14 protein-coding genes are annotated in these 16230 nt (G+C 51.6%); 9 read left to right on the top strand and 5 right to left on the bottom strand.

Going from position 1 to position 16230, the window contains the following annotated elements:
• Positions 1–88: 88 nt before the first annotated feature.
• A complete protein-coding gene (fsa, locus tag FHD02_RS11570; RefSeq protein ID WP_137361334.1) occupies positions 89–751 on the bottom strand; it encodes a fructose-6-phosphate aldolase in 663 nt (220 codons plus the stop codon).
• A 132-nt stretch (positions 752–883) separates the two neighbouring features.
• On the opposite strand from fsa, the gene FHD02_RS11565 reads away from it, so the two are divergent.
• From FHD02_RS11565 to FHD02_RS11550, 4 genes are all read left to right on the top strand, one after another.
• Positions 884–1783 carry a glycyl-radical enzyme activating protein gene (locus tag FHD02_RS11565; protein ID WP_220393888.1) on the top strand — a complete coding sequence of 300 codons (900 nt, stop codon included), beginning with the start codon at positions 884–886 and terminating at the stop codon, positions 1781–1783.
• A 5-nt stretch (positions 1784–1788) separates the two neighbouring features.
• Positions 1789–4221 (top strand): glycyl radical protein, encoded by a 2433-nt coding sequence (locus tag FHD02_RS11560; protein ID WP_220393887.1) that lies wholly within the window; start codon positions 1789–1791, stop codon positions 4219–4221.
• Between the two features lie 170 nt (positions 4222–4391).
• The gene (locus FHD02_RS11555) at positions 4392–5207 is read left to right on the top strand and encodes a Cof-type HAD-IIB family hydrolase (protein ID WP_137361337.1); all 816 of its coding nucleotides are present in this window, start codon (positions 4392–4394) and stop codon (positions 5205–5207) included.
• 148 nt (positions 5208–5355) lie between these two features.
• Complete coding sequence (locus FHD02_RS11550; protein ID WP_220393886.1) at positions 5356–6618, top strand: DUF1479 domain-containing protein; 1263 nt, start codon at positions 5356–5358, stop codon at positions 6616–6618.
• An 82-nt stretch (positions 6619–6700) separates the two neighbouring features.
• On the opposite strand, the gene FHD02_RS11545 is transcribed toward FHD02_RS11550, so the two are convergent.
• On the bottom strand, positions 6701–8293 hold the full coding sequence (locus FHD02_RS11545; protein WP_137371023.1) for an ABC-F family ATPase: 1593 nt from the start codon (positions 8291–8293) through the stop codon (positions 6701–6703).
• Between the two features lie 232 nt (positions 8294–8525).
• On the opposite strand from FHD02_RS11545, the gene ldtB reads away from it, so the two are divergent.
• Entirely contained in the window at positions 8526–9446 is a 921-nt protein-coding gene (gene ldtB, locus FHD02_RS11540) for a L,D-transpeptidase (protein ID WP_042310152.1), read from the top strand.
• Between the two features lie 45 nt (positions 9447–9491).
• Here the strand turns inward: ldtB and FHD02_RS11535 are convergent, their stop codons facing one another.
• Both FHD02_RS11535 and mntR read right to left on the bottom strand, forming a co-directional pair.
• On the bottom strand, positions 9492–10601 hold the full coding sequence (locus FHD02_RS11535) for an anion transporter (RefSeq protein WP_137371024.1): 1110 nt from the start codon (positions 10599–10601) through the stop codon (positions 9492–9494).
• Positions 10598–11071, bottom strand: coding sequence for a manganese-binding transcriptional regulator MntR (mntR, locus tag FHD02_RS11530; protein WP_042309579.1), 474 nt, complete (start codon positions 11069–11071; stop codon positions 10598–10600). Before mntR ends, FHD02_RS11535 begins: the two co-directional genes overlap by 4 nt.
• A gap of 186 nt (positions 11072–11257) precedes the next feature.
• Between mntR and mntS the strand changes: the two genes are divergently transcribed.
• Entirely contained in the window at positions 11258–11386 is a 129-nt protein-coding gene (mntS, locus tag FHD02_RS11525) for a manganase accumulation protein MntS (RefSeq protein WP_042309581.1), read from the top strand.
• Between the two features lie 276 nt (positions 11387–11662).
• Entirely contained in the window at positions 11663–13249 is a 1587-nt protein-coding gene (locus FHD02_RS11520; RefSeq protein WP_137361536.1) for a phosphoethanolamine transferase, read from the top strand.
• Positions 13250–13312: 63 nt separating this feature from the next.
• Here the strand turns inward: FHD02_RS11520 and ompX are convergent, their stop codons facing one another.
• Positions 13313–13828, bottom strand: a complete 516-nt coding sequence (ompX, locus tag FHD02_RS11515) for an outer membrane protein OmpX (RefSeq protein ID WP_003035257.1) — start codon at positions 13826–13828, stop codon at positions 13313–13315.
• A gap of 400 nt (positions 13829–14228) precedes the next feature.
• On the opposite strand from ompX, the gene rhtA reads away from it, so the two are divergent.
• Positions 14229–15116: a threonine/homoserine exporter RhtA gene (gene rhtA, locus FHD02_RS11510; RefSeq protein WP_042309586.1), complete on the top strand. Its 888-nt coding sequence runs from the start codon at positions 14229–14231 to the stop codon at positions 15114–15116.
• Between the two features lie 304 nt (positions 15117–15420).
• The gene (gene dps / locus FHD02_RS11505; RefSeq protein WP_038639118.1) at positions 15421–15924 is read left to right on the top strand and encodes a DNA starvation/stationary phase protection protein Dps; all 504 of its coding nucleotides are present in this window, start codon (positions 15421–15423) and stop codon (positions 15922–15924) included.
• Positions 15925–16230: the final 306 nt, after the last annotated feature.

Genomic DNA, 16230 nt, shown 5'->3' with positions numbered 1-16230 from the left:
GCGATTCGCAGTTTATTGCACCTAACTGCAACAGATTCATTTTAACGGAACCACCTACGCAAATATGCCGGAGTAATCCGGCATAAAACTAGATTGACGTGCGACCGAATGCGCTCTGCCAGTCGTGCTCGAACTTCGCTACGGCAGCATCAACGGCCGGAGAACTAATCATCTGCTGAGCGACATCCAGCGGCAGCGTGATGGATTCGCAGCCTGCCAGCAGGCAATCCAGCGCCTGACGCGGCGTTTTGAAGCTGGCTGCCAGTACTTTGGCGTGCGGCGCATGCATGTTCAGTAAGGTTTGCAGATCGGTCACCGTCTGAATACCATCTCCCCCCTGCGCATCCACGCGGTTTACATATGGCGCAACATATTCCGCTCCTGCCAGCGCCGCTAACAGCCCTTGAGCAGCACCGTATACCGCGGTACCCAGCGTCGGGATCCCTTCTTCTTTCAATAGTTTAATTGCCGCCAGACCTTCTGCCGTCACCGGTACTTTGACCACGATATCCGCGATAATTGCCCGCAGTTTACGCGCATCATTGACCATGCCTTCGGCGGTCGTCGCCATCACCTGTGCAAACAGCCGGCCTTGTCCCCCCATCGCTTCCTGCAGTTGCGGCAGCAACACTTCCAGCCTCTCTTTACCAGCCGCCACAATACTCGGGTTAGTGGTCACCCCGGCCAACGGAAAAATACGCGCCAGAGCTTTGACAGCGGCAACATCCGACGTATCTAAATAGAGTTCCATAACCTTTCCTCAAACGAATAATTAGCATGAATAAAAGGTAGCACGGCGAAACCTCACGGTTAGTTGACGCACGTCAATATAACTTTCATTCGAAAGTAATTTAATCTTTATACGAAAGAAAAGAGGCCGCTTATGATTTTCAATATCCAGCGCTATTCCACGCATGATGGCCCCGGTATCCGTACCGTTGTGTTCCTTAAGGGATGCTCCCTGGGCTGTCGTTGGTGTCAGAATCCGGAAAGCCGCGCCCGCACACAGGACCTGCTCTACGACGCACGTTTGTGTCTGGACGGTTGCGATCTCTGTGCTCAGGCTGCACCTGCGGTGATTGAGCGGGCGCTGAGCGGTCTGCTTATTTATCGCGAAAAACTGACCGATGGCGATTTCGCCGGGCTGACGGACTGCTGTCCAACCCAGGCGCTGAGCGTCTGCGGAGAGGTAAAAAGCGTGGACGACATCATGGCGACCGTACTGCGTGATAAACCGTTTTACGATCGTAGCGGTGGCGGGCTCACCCTCTCCGGTGGCGAACCGTTTATGCAGCCAGAACTGGCGGCAGAATTATTCAAAGCCAGCCACGACGCGGGCATTCATACGGCGGTCGAAACCTGTCTGCATGTGCCGTGGAAGTATATCGAGCCGTCATTACCTTACATTGATCTGTTCCTGGCCGATTTAAAACATGTCGCCGACGCGCCGTTTAAACAGTGGACCGATGGCAGTGCCTCTCGTGTATTAGACAATCTGAAAAAATTGGCCGCTGCGGGTAAAAAAATGATTATCCGCGTACCGCTGATTCAGGGTTTCAACGCTGACGAAGCCGCCATCCAGGCTATTACCGATTTTGCTGCCGACGAGCTTCACGTCGGGGAGATCCATTTTTTGCCCTATCACACCCTGGGCATCAATAAATACCACTTACTCAGTCAACCCTACAACGCACCGGATAAACCGCTTGAGGCGCCAGCTCTGCTCGAATTTGCTCAGCAGTATGCCCGCCATAAAGGTTTAACCGCGACCCTACGAGGATAATCGCCATGACCACTCTGAAACTGGACACACTCAGCGACCGTATCAAAGCGCATAAAACAGCCCTGATCCACATCGTGAAGCCGCCGGTTTGTACCGAGCGCGCCCAGCACTATACCGAGATGTATCAACAACATCTGGATAAGCCGATCCCGGTACGCCGCGCGTTAGCGCTGGCCCATCATCTGGCGGAACGCACCATCTGGATCAAGCATGACGAACTGATTATCGGTAACCAGGCGAGCGAAGTGCGCGCCGCACCGATCTTCCCGGAATACACCGTCTCCTGGATTGAAAAAGAGATCGATGACCTCGCCGACAGGCCGGGCGCAGGCTTCTCAGTAAGTGAAGAGAACAAACGCGTATTGCACGAGGTGTGCCCGTGGTGGCGCGGCCAGACCGTACAGGATCGCTGCTACGGGATGTTCACCGATGAGCAGAAAGGTCTGCTGGAAACCGGCATTATCAAAGCCGAAGGCAACATGACCTCCGGCGACGCACACCTGGCGGTGAACTTCCCGCTGCTGCTGGAAAAAGGTCTCGACGGACTGCGTCACAAAGTCGATGAACGTCGCTCCCGTATCAATCTGACTTGTCTGGAAGACCTCCATGGCGATCAGTTCCTGAAAGCGATAGATATCGTGCTGGAAGCCGTCAGTCTGCACATTGAGCGCTTTGCCACGCTGGCACGCAAAATGGCATCCACGGAGACCCGCGCCAGCCGCCGCGAGGAACTGCTGACCATGGCGGAAAACTGCGATGTGATCGCCCATGAGCCGCCAAAAACGTTCTGGCAGGCGCTGCAGTTGTGCTACTTCATCCAGTTGATCCTGCAAATTGAATCGAACGGCCATTCAGTGTCGTTTGGTCGCATGGACCAGTATCTCTATCCTTTCTACCGTCGTGATGTGGAGCTGAATCAGACGCTGGATCGCGAGCACGCCATTGAGCTGCTGCACAGCTGCTGGCTGAAGCTGCTGGAAGTGAACAAAATCCGCTCCGGTTCCCACTCCAAAGCATCGGCGGGCAGCCCGCTGTATCAGAACGTGACCATTGGCGGACAGAATCTGGTTAACGGTCAGGCGGTGGATGCCGTCAACCCGCTCTCTTACGCCATTCTGGAATCCTGCGGTCGCCTGCGCTCTACTCAGCCTAACCTGAGCGTGCGCTATCACGCGGGGATGAGTAACGATTTCCTTGATGCCTGTGTGCAGGTCATTCGCTGCGGCTTCGGGATGCCAGCCTTTAACAACGATGAAATCGTCATACCTGAATTTATAAAGCTTGGTATTGAACCGCAGGACGCCTATGACTATGCGGCCATTGGTTGCATCGAAACCGCCGTTGGCGGCAAATGGGGCTACCGTTGTACCGGCATGAGCTTTATTAACTTTGCCCGCGTGATGCTGGCGGCGCTGGAAGGCGGACGCGATGCCACCAGCGGCAAAGTCTTCCTGCCGCAGGAAAAAGCGCTCTCGGCTGGCAACTTCAACAATTTCGATGAAGTGATGGACGCCTGGGATACACAGATTCGCTACTACACCCGTAAATCCATTGAAATCGAGTATGTCGTTGACACCATGCTGGAAGAGAACGTACACGATATTCTCTGTTCGGCGCTGGTAGACGACTGTATCGAACGCGCGAAAAGCATTAAGCAAGGCGGCGCGAAGTATGACTGGGTATCAGGTTTGCAGGTGGGTATCGCCAACCTCGGCAACAGCCTGGCGGCTGTGAAGAAACTGGTCTTCGATCAAGGCGCTATCGGCCAGCAGCAATTGGCTGCAGCACTGGCTGATGATTTTGACGGTCTGACCCACGAGCAATTACGTCAACGACTGATCAACGGCGCGCCGAAGTACGGCAACGATGACGATTCCGTTGATACACTGCTGGCCCGCGCTTATCAGACTTATATCGATGAACTGAAACAGTATCATAATCCACGTTATGGTCGCGGTCCGGTTGGCGGCAATTACTACGCCGGGACCTCTTCTATCTCCGCAAACGTGCCGTTTGGCGCGGCAACCATGGCAACGCCGGATGGCCGTAAAGCTCACACCCCGCTGGCTGAAGGCGCAAGTCCGGCTTCCGGGACGGACCATCTCGGCCCGACGGCGGTGATTGGCTCGGTGGGTAAACTGCCGACCGGTTCCATTCTCGGCGGCGTGTTGTTAAACCAGAAGCTGAATCCGGCCACGCTGGAGAATGAATCAGATAAGCAAAAACTGATGATCCTGCTGCGCACCTTCTTTGAAGAGCACAAAGGCTGGCATATTCAGTACAACATTGTGTCCCGTGAAACGCTGCTGGAAGCAAAAAAACACCCGGATCAATACCGTGACCTGGTGGTGCGTGTCGCAGGCTATTCCGCCTTCTTCACCGCCCTGTCTCCGGATGCACAGGACGATATCATCGCCCGTACTGAACACATGTTGTAACTCCCCCGCCCGGTGGCGCTGACGCTTATCCGGCCTACAACTGCTCTCCCCTTAGCCGGGTAAGGCGAAGCTGCCACCCGGCCTTTTACTTTCATTCGAAATTAAATTTGTGCTTCAGGTCACATTGTTATTAGAATGTTTCTGGTCGCAGTTATGAGCCAGGAGCAAGTATGACCATCAAAGTTATCGTCACCGATATGGACGGAACTTTTCTCGACGACGCCAAGAAATACGATCGTGCACGTTTTATGGCGCAGTATCAGGAACTGAAAAAACGAGATATTGAATTTGTCGTGGCCAGCGGCAACCAGTATTTCCAGCTGATCTCCTTTTTCCCGGAGCTTAAAGACGAAATATCGTTTGTCGCTGAGAATGGCGCGCTGGTTTATGAGCATGGCAAGCAGCTGTTTCACGGCGAGCTTACCCGTCACGAATCACGCATTGTTATTGGCGAACTCCTCAAAGACAAGCAGCTCAATTTTGTTGCCTGTGGTCTGCAAAGCGCCTACGTCAGTGAGAATGCTCCTGAGTCTTTCGTGGCATTGATGTCGAAACACTACCATCGCCTGAAACCGGTGAAGGATTATCAGGACATTGATGATGTGCTGTTTAAGTTTTCGCTGAACTTACCCGACCAACAAATCCCGTTGGTTATCGATCACCTGCATACCGCTCTGGATGGCATAATGAAGCCCGTCACCAGCGGCTTTGGGTTTATCGATTTGATTATTCCGGGCTTACATAAAGCCAACGGTATCAGCCGCCTGCTGAAACGCTGGAACCTGTCTCCACAAAACGTCGTCGCCATTGGCGATAGCGGCAACGATGCAGAAATGCTGAAAATGGCGCATTACTCTTTCGCCATGGCCAATGCGGCAGAGAGCATTAAAGCGATTGCCCGCTATCAGACCGACGACAATAACCATCAGGGCGCGCTGAACGTGATTCAGGCGGTGCTGGATAACACCTCTCCTTTTAACGTCTGATCCTGCTAACCGGGGCGTGCTCCGGTTTTTCACTCTTTATTCATTCCGTGCCCACCATCAAGTTTTTAAACTTGCATTAACTTATTTTTAACTTATATTGCATGTGTAAGTTAAATAAGTTTCGAATGAAAGTTAATGCGAGGTGGTTATGGCTTTTACGTTTACCAGCGACACATTGCCCGCCGATCACAAAGCGGCAATCCGTCAGATGAAACAGCAACTGCGGGCACAGCTTGGGGATGTTCAGTTGATTTTCAATCAGCTGAGCGATGCCATTGCCACTCGCGTGGCGGAAATCAACGCCCTCAAAGCGCAAGGCTCCCCGGTTTGGCCAACGTTGTCCTATGCGGATATCAAAGCGGGACGCGTAAGCGCCGAGCAGCGTGAAGAGATTAAGCGTCGCGGATGCGCGGTCATTAAGGGGCATTTCCCCCGCGAACAGGCACTGGCATGGGACCAGTCGATGCTCGATTACCTGGATCGCAACCATTTTGATGAGGTCTACAAAGGCCCCGGTGATAACTTTTTTGGCACCCTCAGCGCATCCCGCCCGGAGATCTACCCCATCTACTGGTCCCAGGCGCAGATGCAGGCCCGCCAGAGCGAAGAAATGGCCAATGCGCAGTCATTCCTTAATCGCCTGTGGACGTTTACAAGCGACGGGAAACAATGGTTTAACCCGGACGTCAGCGTCATCTATCCTGACCGCATACGCCGTCGTCCGCCGGGAACAACGTCCAAAGGGCTGGGCGCGCATACGGATTCCGGCGCGCTGGAGCGTTGGCTTTTGCCGGCATATCAGCAGGTCTTTGCGAATGTTTTCAATGGCAAGCTGGAAGATTATGATCCCTGGCAGGCGGCGCATCGCACAGAAGTTGAAGAGTATACGGTAGATAACACCACCAAATGTTCAGTATTTCGTACCTTCCAGGGCTGGACGGCGCTGTCCGATATGCTGCCAGGTCAGGGATTGTTGCACGTAGTCCCGATTCCTGAGGCGATGGCCTATGTGCTGCTACGTCCATTGCTGGACGATGTGCCGGAAGATGAACTGTGCGGCGTCGCGCCCGGCAGAGTTCTGCCGATTTCCACGCAATGGCATCCGCTGCTGATAGAGGCGTTAACCAGTATTCCGCAACTGGACGCCGGAGACTCCGTCTGGTGGCATTGCGATGTGATCCACTCCGTCGCGCCGGTGGAAAATCAGCAGGGCTGGGGCAATGTGATGTATATCCCTGCCGCGCCGATGTGCGAAAAGAATCTGGCCTACGCCCACAAAGTGAAGGCCGCACTGGAAAAAGGCGCGTCACCGGGTGATTTCCCGCGCGAAGATTATGAAACTGACTGGGAAGGACGCTTCACGCTGGAGGATTTGAATATCCACGGTAAGCGTGCGCTGGGGATGATTTAATCTGTAACTTATACTCTTTTCCCTAAGTATCTCGTGTTACAGGTGCAACCATCACACCTGTAACACGAGAACGACGGGATAATTATTCGACGCCTTTACTACGCAGGTAATCTTCGTAGTTACCGGTGAAGTCGATCACGCGCTCCGGCGTAATTTCAATCACGCGGGTGGCCAGCGAGCTGACAAACTCACGGTCGTGAGAAACGAAAATCAACGTGCCCTGATACATTTCCAGCGCCATGTTCAGCGACTCAATTGATTCCATGTCCAGGTGGTTGGTCGGTTCATCCATTACCAGAATATTTGGTTTCTGCATCATCAGTTTACCAAACAGCATGCGTCCTTTTTCACCACCGGACAGCACTTTTGCAGGCTTCTTGATATCATCCTGGCTGAACAGCAGACGACCGAGGAAGCTGCGCACAACCTGCTCGTCGTCGCCTTCTTGTTTCCACTGACTCATCCATTCGAAGACCGTCAGATCGTTTTCAAACTCATATTCATGATCCTGCGCGTAGTAACCGACCTGCGCGTTTTCGGACCACTTCACGGTACCGTTATCCGGCTGCAAATCACCGACCAGCGTTTTCAGCATAGTGGATTTACCCACGCCGTTGGCGCCCAGAATGGCAATCTTCTCACCCACTTCGAGCAGCAGATTGAAGTTTTTAAACAGCGGGCCTTCATCAAAACCTTTGGTAAGCGCTTCCACTTCCAGCGCGTTACGGAACAGTTTCTTATCCTGCTCGAAGCGGATGAACGGGTTCTGACGGCTGGAAGCTTTAACTTCTTCCAGTTTAATTTTATCGATCTGACGGGCGCGGGAAGTCGCCTGACGAGATTTCGATGCGTTAGCGCTAAAGCGGCTGACGAAGGATTGCAGGTCGGCAATCTGTGCTTTCTTCTTGGCGTTATCGGCCAGCAGACGTTCACGCGCCTGAGTCGCCGCCGTCATGTATTCGTCGTAGTTACCTGGATACACACGCAGTTCGCCGTAGTCCAGATCCGCCATGTGCGTACAGACCATGTTCAGGAAGTGACGGTCGTGCGAAATGATGATCATGGTGCTGTCACGTTCGTTCAGCGTCTGCTCCAGCCAGCGGATGGTGTCGATATCCAGGTTGTTCGTTGGTTCGTCGAGCAGCAGAATATCCGGGTTTGAGAACAGTGCCTGGGCCAGAAGCACACGCAGCTTCCAGCCGGGTGCGACTTCGCTCATCGGGCCGTAATGTTGTTCTACCGGAATACCCACGCCCAGCAGCAGTTCGCCCGCACGCGCTTCCGCAGAGTAGCCGTCCATTTCACCGTACTGAACTTCGAGGTCAGCCACTTTATAGCCGTCTTCTTCGCTCATTTCGGCCAGCGCGTATATACGATCGCGCTCCTGCTTCACTTCCCACAGTTCACCGTGACCCATGATTACGGTGTCAAGCACGGTGAATTCTTCAAAGGCGAACTGATCCTGGCGCAGCTTACCGATGCGCTCATTCGGATCGAGGGAAACGTTACCCAGCGTCGGTTCGAGATCACCGCCAAGAATTTTCATAAAAGTGGATTTACCGCTACCGTTCGCGCCAATCAGGCCGTAACGGTTGCCGCCGCCAAATTTGACGGAAATATTTTCAAACAGCGGCTTACTGCCGAACTGCATGGTGACGTTGCTGGAAACTAACACTGGCGTATCCTGAAAGAGAAAGAAATATGTGACAAACCGCTTATTATGCCATAAGTCTACGATAAGATCGCCCCTTCATGCTGAAGGGCTAAAGTGAAAGCAAAAGGAAAAAAATGTGATTTAGTACACATCCGAATTCCTTGTTGCTCAGATTGCACATATAATGCGTGCCCAACACTACATAAATCTCAACCCACTGGCCTGCCTGGCACTGAATCTCGCATACATGAAGATGAATATGAAATTGACAACGCTTTTCGCGGCGGCACTTGCGGTAGTTGGTTTTTGCAACACTGCCTCAGCCGTCACGTACCCGCTGCCTACCGATGGTAGCCGTTTGATTGGCCAAAACCAGGTCATCACCATTCCTGAAGGCAATACCCAACCGCTGGAGTATTTTGCGGCAGAATATCAGATGGGTCTGTCTAACATGCTGGAAGCCAACCCTGGCGTGGATACTTTCCTGCCGAAGGGCGGCACTGTGCTGAACATTCCTCAGCAGTTGATCCTGCCGGATACCGTGCATGAAGGTATTGTTATCAACAGCGCTGAAATGCGTCTGTACTACTACCCGAAAGGCACCAACACCGTTATCGTTCTGCCGATCGGTATCGGTCAGTTAGGCAAAGACACGCCAATCAACTGGACCACCAAAGTAGAACGTAAGAAAGCGGGCCCAACCTGGACGCCAACGGCGAAAATGCATGCGGAATACCGCGCTGCGGGCGAACCGCTGCCAGCCGTGGTTCCGGCAGGCCCGGATAACCCGATGGGTCTGTACGCCCTGTATATCGGTCGTCTGTATGCTATTCACGGCACCAATGCTAACTTCGGCGTTGGCTTACGTGTCAGCCACGGTTGCGTCCGTCTGCGTAACGACGACATCAAATTCCTGTTTGAAAATGTGCCGGTCGGCACTCGCGTACAGTTTATCGATGAGCCGGTGAAAGCCACTACCGAACCAGACGGCAGCCGTTACATCGAGGTACACAACCCACTGTCCACCACTGAAGCACAGTTTGAAGGCGGGGAAATCGTACCGATTACGCTGAACAAGAGCATTACCAGCGTCACCGGTCAGTCTGACGTTGATCAGTCCGTCGTTGATCAGGCGGTACAGAACCGTTCTGGTATGCCGGTTCGTCTGAACTAATCTGCTATATATGCCCGATGGCGCTACGCTTATCGGGCATAATCCTCACATCACCTGTAGCAAACCATACCCTACCAGTCCCGCCCATATCAGCATCGGCAGCGAATACCAATGAAAACGCCACCAAATCCGTCGGTCGTTTGCCATGCGTAAAGCGATAAGATTTGCCAGCGATCCAGGCAGCAGCCCGAAGCCGCCCACATTAACTGCCCAGGCCAGCAACAGCGACGGCGGAACGTAGTTCAGCAACAAAATTGTACTGGGCACATTACTGATAAACTGCGACAGGCCAATGGCCGTCAACCACAGACCCGGCGCAGAGAGCGTGCCAATCTGGTGGGTTATCCCCTGCAATGCCGGTAGCTGCGTCAGCAAATGCACATCAATGAACATCGCCATAAACACCAGCAGCAGCGTCCAGTCCACGCTGAGGATGACGCGACGCGCCAGAACCATGAATCCCGCCGCCACAATCGCCAGGCCCCACAACTCTTGTTTTAACTCCAGCGCCGTCAGAAAGATGATATACAGCGCCAGACAGCTCCACACCAGGCGTGGTTGCCAGTCCGGCGCGCGCGTCCCGGTATGATAGTGCAATGCTTTGTTCGGGAAACTGAACCAGCACAGCACCACCAGCGTCAGCATCATGGCACCCGCGAGCGGCGCCATTTGCCAGGTAAACGCGGTAAATGACAACCCGGAGCGCCCCCACATCAGGATATTTTGCGGATTGCCTATTGGCGTCAGCAACGATCCAGCGTTTACCGCCAGCGCCTCAAAGATAATCAGACGATTTACCGGAATGGCGCATAATTTTTTCAGGGTGATGGTCAGCGGGACAACAATAAACAACGCAACATCGTTGGTCAGAAACGTCGACAGTAGCGCCGCCGCCAGCACCATAAATATCGCCAGTTGGCGTTCAGTGTGAAAGCGGCGGGTCATCTTGCGCCCTAACACATCGAAGTAACCGCTTAATTCAACGCCTTTGGTCAGTAACATCAGGCCGCTAAGGGTAATAATGGTGTGCCAGTCAATCGCTCCAGGCCAGGAGCGGGGCGTAAATGGCGTGAACACGCTCAGTACAACCCCGACGATGATTAACAGCTGGAAAAAACGATCGCGCTGCAAGGCGCGTAGTAAAGGAAAACTCATTCAGAGCCAGATCCTTGCTGTTGCGTAAAACGGCTAAAAGCCTCCAGCGTTTCCTTACTGACGTGGTGCTCCATTCCCTCAGCGTCACGGCGGGCAATTTCCGGGCTGATACCTAACATCAACAGGAAATTTTCCACAATCTGATGACGCTCCCGGCTCTCCTGGGCCAGGCGTTCGCCTTCTGCGGTTAAAAACACCCCGCGCCAGGGGATCATTTCAATCAACCCGACAGAAGCAAGGCGCTTCAACATTTTGGCAACCGTCGGCTGGGAAACCCCGAGTCGGGCAGCCATATCCACCTGGCGTGCCTCACCCACCTCAATAATGAGATCGGAAATCAGCTCTACGTAGTCATCAATCAGCTCGCGGCGATGTGCCTCCCGGACCTGACGAAATCCTTCAACGTGTTCTTCGACATTCACCAATTGCGTCACTTTTTTTGTTGTTGGCATACCTGCGCGACGACTCATTCTGCTTCCTCGTTACTGTGACGCGTTAACGGCATCTGATTAGAGAGCGCTCATTGTAAACCAGAGTTGCGTGGGCACAAAAAATTAACGTTTTAGCAATAGCTATATAATATAGCCTGTGCTATATCTGTATATAATAAAGACATCCCTCAAGGACCGATGGGATCGTGAAGTCAGGAGGTTTATATGAATGAATTTAAGAGGTGTATACGCGTGTTTAGCCACTCTCCCTTTAAAGTACGGTTGATGCTGATCTCTATGCTGTGTGACATGATCAACAGCAAACCAGAGCAGGATAAACCTTCAGGAAAATAATGCGGCGTCGCGGTACGCCGCTTCCTTTCCCTGCTGTCATCCGGGGTACAGTAGTGGTTTCGTCCCAATAACCCTTCTTTTTGTCAGTTTTGCCACCTCTCTCGCAAAACAATTTCCTTGTAGTAGTTGACCTTCTCTCATGCACACTCTATCTTTTCGCAGCCCTGCGTATATTGCGGCTCGCGGATGCGGACCCTATCCCTCTTCTCGCTCTCTCAGGCAGGCAATGACCCTTAACGCCAGGGTAAGCACATGGCGTTTTTGCATTAGTGGCGTATGAATTTAACCCTCAAAGATTCAATCATTGCTCGTAGCCGGGCCATTAGTCCGTGGACTGGCCTCTATTTCTTACAGTCTATGTTGATCAACCTGGCGTTGGGCTATCCGCTTAGCTTGCTCTACAGCGTTGCTTTCACCTGTATATTAATGCTGCTGTGGCGCAGCGCCCCGCGCGCGCAGAAAGTGCTGATTGGCATTTGCTCACTTATTGCGGCAATGTACTTTCCGTTTGGTCAGGCTTATGGTTCGCCTAACTTCAATACGTTGCTGGCGCTGCATTCAACCAATATGGAAGAGTCCACCGAGATCCTGACCATCTTCCCCTGGTACAATTATCTGGTTGGGGTATTTATTTTTGCCCTCGGCGTTATCGCCGTACGCCGTAAAAAAGAAGCGCAAAAGCGCAGCTGGAATAAATACGACAGCCTGTGTTTGTTATTTAGCGTCGTCGCGTTTTTTGTTACCCCGGTACAAAACCTGGCCTGGGGCGGCGTGTTCAAGCTTAAGGACACCGGTTATCCTGTTTTCCGCTTTGCCAAAGACGTGATCGTCAATAATAACGAAGTGCTCGATGAACAGGAGCGCATGGCGAAGCTGTCGAGTGTGAAAGACAGCTGGACGGTAACCGCCGTGAAGCCAAAGTATCACACCTATGTCGTGGTCATTGGTGAAAGCGCCCGCCGCGATGCATTAGGCGCGTTTGGCGGTCACTGGGACAACACCCCGTTTGCCAGTTCCGTTAACGGCTATCTGTTCGCAGATTACATTGCCGCAAGCGGTTCAACGCAAAAATCGCTTGGCTTAACGCTTAATCGGGTCGTTGATAATAAACCCCAGTTCCAGGATAACTTTGTCACTCTGGCCAACCGCGCGGGATTCCAGACGTGGTGGTTTTCCAATCAGGGGCAGATTGGTGAATACGATACGGCTATCGCCAGTATCGCAAAACGAGCTGATGAAGTGCACTTCCTCAAAAACGGTGATTTCGAAGCGGATAAAAATACCCGTGACGAAGAACTGTTGAAGATGACTGCCCAGGTGCTGGCCACCGAGCGCACTCAGCCGCAGCTCATCGTGCTGCATTTAATGGGTTCACATCCGCAGGCCTGCGACCGTACGCAAGGAAAATACGAGACCTTCGTCCAGTCAAAGGAGACATCTTGCTATCTGTACACCATGACGCAGACGGATGACCTGCTGCGCCAGCTTTACGAGCAATTACGCAACAGCGGTACCAGCTTCTCGATGGTCTATTTCTCCGATCATGGCCTCGCTTTTAAAGAGCGGGGAAAAGAGGTGCAGTACCTGGCGCATGACGACCGTTTCCAGCAGAATTTCCAGGTACCTTTTATGGTGCTGTCGAGCGATGATAAAGCCCATCGGGTGATAAAAGCCCGTCGCTCTGCGAATGATTTTCTTAGCTTTTTCTCTCAATGGACGGGGATCAGCGCGAAGGAAATTACCAACAGCTACCGTTTTATCTCAGAGAAAAAGGCCGGGCCAGTGTATATCACCAACTTCAAACTGCAGAAGGTGGATTACAACCATTTGGGTACCGATATCTTTGAGACCAAATCTCGTTAATATCTAAATTACACGCAAAAAAAATCCGCCTCAAAAGGCGGATTTTTTATATCACCGAAGTGATTAGAAGCGGTAACCCACGCCAGCGATCCAGGTGCCAACGTCAACGCTACGAATACGGCTCTGCTCATAGGAGAAGTCCAGAGCAACGTTTTCGATCGGGTTGAACTGCAGACCAGCACCGTAAGAGAAACCGTAGTCGCTGGTGGTGTGGTTGTCAGCCGGAGATGCTGCGTTCTGGAATTTACCGTAACCAACACCCACTACACCGTAGATGCTTGCCCAGTCGTTCAGACGGTAAGCCGGACCCGCAGTGATGCCGTAGTACTGGGTTTTGTTGTAGTCGCCAGAAGCATCGGTACGGTCTTTTTCAGTGTAAGTGAAGGAACCGATTACACCCAGCGGGTTGTTGTCCTGCTCGTAGCGATACTTCAGGTTGAAACCGTTCATTTTGTTCGCTGCGCCCTGAGCATCACTCTGAGCGTAACCACCAGTAACGGTAGAAGTAGCAGCTACAGCAGTACCTGCGGAGAAAGCCAGAACAGCGGCCAGTGCTGAAAGACATGCAATTTTTTTCATAACCACCTCAAATGTGCTTCAAGTAAATCCTAAGTTTTAAATATAACAAAAATTGATGGGAAACTCTTTGCGATTCGCGGTGTCTAACGGGCTCTTTCATGTAACAAAACATTTCACAAACCAGCTATACCTTTCAATTTACACCACTTTTTTAAGTTAATGAGCCATTATTGCGCGCACAATACGACACATTCATCCAGATAATTCCTAATCACGCAGATTATTAATCCACCAATTTCGTACCATTGTACGGATCTGAAGAATTTTTTTTTCAACCAATACTCAACCAGTTGAGTGTATTTCCATTACACTCGCTGTTTTACTTTTCTATACATTTTGCCATCCGCGTCGCAACGCCGCGCAGATGAAGAGATGTAACCATCATTTGTCAGGAGAAAGGATGCCGGGGTCGTTACGTAAAGCGCCAGTTTGGTTACCTATTTTGGTTTTACTCATTGCTATGTCTTCCATTCAAAGCGGTGCATCACTGGCAAAATCGCTGTTCCCACTCGTCGGTGCACCTGGTGTTACCGCGCTGCGCCTCGCGCTGGGCACACTCATCCTTATCGCCTTCTTTAAACCCTGGCGTTTACGTTTTGCTAAAGAACAGCGCCTGCCGCTGCTGTTTTATGGTCTGTCTCTTGGCGGGATGAACTACCTCTTTTATCTGTCTATTCAGACCGTCCCGCTGGGAATTGCCGTGGCGCTGGAGTTTACCGGCCCGCTCGCAGTGGCGTTGTTTTCATCCCGACGCCCTGTAGATTTTATTTGGGTAGCCCTGGCCGTTCTTGGGCTTTGGTTCCTGTTACCGCTTGGCCAGGACGTTTCTCATGTTGATTTAACCGGCGCAGCGCTGGCGCTGGGAGCTGGCGCCTGTTGGGCTGTTTATATTCTCACCGGCCAGCGTGCCGGCGCAGAACACGGTCCGGCAACCGTAGCGGTGGGTTCATTAATCGCTGCGCTGATTTTTGTTCCCATTGGCGCGATTCAGGCCGGCGATGCCCTGTGGCACTGGTCAATACTGCCGTTGGGCCTGGCCGTGGCCGTACTCTCCACCGCGCTCCCCTACTCATTAGAGATGATCGCACTAACGCGACTGCCAACGCGTACTTTTGGTACGTTGATGAGCATGGAACCCGCGCTGGCTGCGGTTTCGGGAATGATCTTCCTCGGTGAAACGTTAACGCTTATCCAGACGCTGGCCCTGGGGGCTATTATTGCCGCATCAATGGGTTCTACACTCACTATTCGCAAAGAACCGCAAATTAAGCAAGTTGACGTGAATTAACCCCCTTAATATTCTGCATGGTTTGCATAATCATGCAGAATATCCACTTGTTAATCTGCGTGATAATTTTCTAATAAATATCTTGTACCCACCCACATATTTCTTTTAATTTTTTACATTAACATAAAAATAACATTTCGTTGTAATGAAATCATGTATACCTATGATTTTATTAATTATTTTATTTCCATTCATCTCTTCACTATTAAAGCAATAGGTAACACCGGAAAAATAAATCCAAAATTAGCGCTATACTTATTCCCGTTGAAGAGTTGGGACATAAATATCAAGAGGATATGAAAATATGAGTACCGCAAAACTGGTAAAAACAAAAGCATCCGCCCTCGTTTATACTCGCAACGATGTGACAGACAGCGAAAAGAAAGCCACGGTAGAACTGCTGAATCAGCAAGTGATCCAGTTCATCGACCTGTCGTTGATCACTAAACAGGCTCACTGGAACATGCGCGGCGCGAACTTTATTGCTGTCCATGAAATGCTGGATGGCTTCCGTACTGCCCTGACCGATCATCTCGATACCATGGCTGAGCGCGCCGTACAGTTAGGCGGTGTGGCACTGGGTACGACCCAGGTCATTAACAGCAAAACGCCACTGAAAAGCTATCCGCTGGATATCCATAGCGTGCAGGACCACTTAAAAGAACTGGCCGATCGTTATGCAGTGGTCGCCAACAGCGTACGTAAAGCCATTAGCGAAGCAAAAGACGAAGATACAGCGGATATCTTCACCGCTGCGTCACGCGATCTCGACAAATTCCTGTGGTTTATCGAAGCCAACATTGAATAACAGCAGACATAAGAATTACCTATAAAACCCTCGCTCCGGCGGGGGTTTTGCACATTTATGGTGCATAACATTGATCATTCGTCACTCCAAAGTAAATTAATTGTAATAATCACCTCACACAATCGTTAACGAAAGATTGTTTTATCAACAATTTTTACGCTAAATAGTCATACCGTTTGCACCGTGTCAGGTACGCACCAAATGGGTGCCCCAAAATAGTGCAGATTTTCCGCTTTGCCCTACTTATTGTGCAGAGAAAAGAAATACCTTCTTTTTAAAACAATGAGTTGCAAAAGTGGCACGATT

The organism is Citrobacter sp. EC_71 (assembly GCF_019584005.1).
GTDB classification, from domain to species: Bacteria; Pseudomonadota; Gammaproteobacteria; order Enterobacterales; family Enterobacteriaceae; genus Citrobacter; species Citrobacter werkmanii.
The sequence above is the reverse complement of the archived record's forward strand: the minus strand, read 5'-3'. Positions and strand labels throughout refer to the sequence as shown.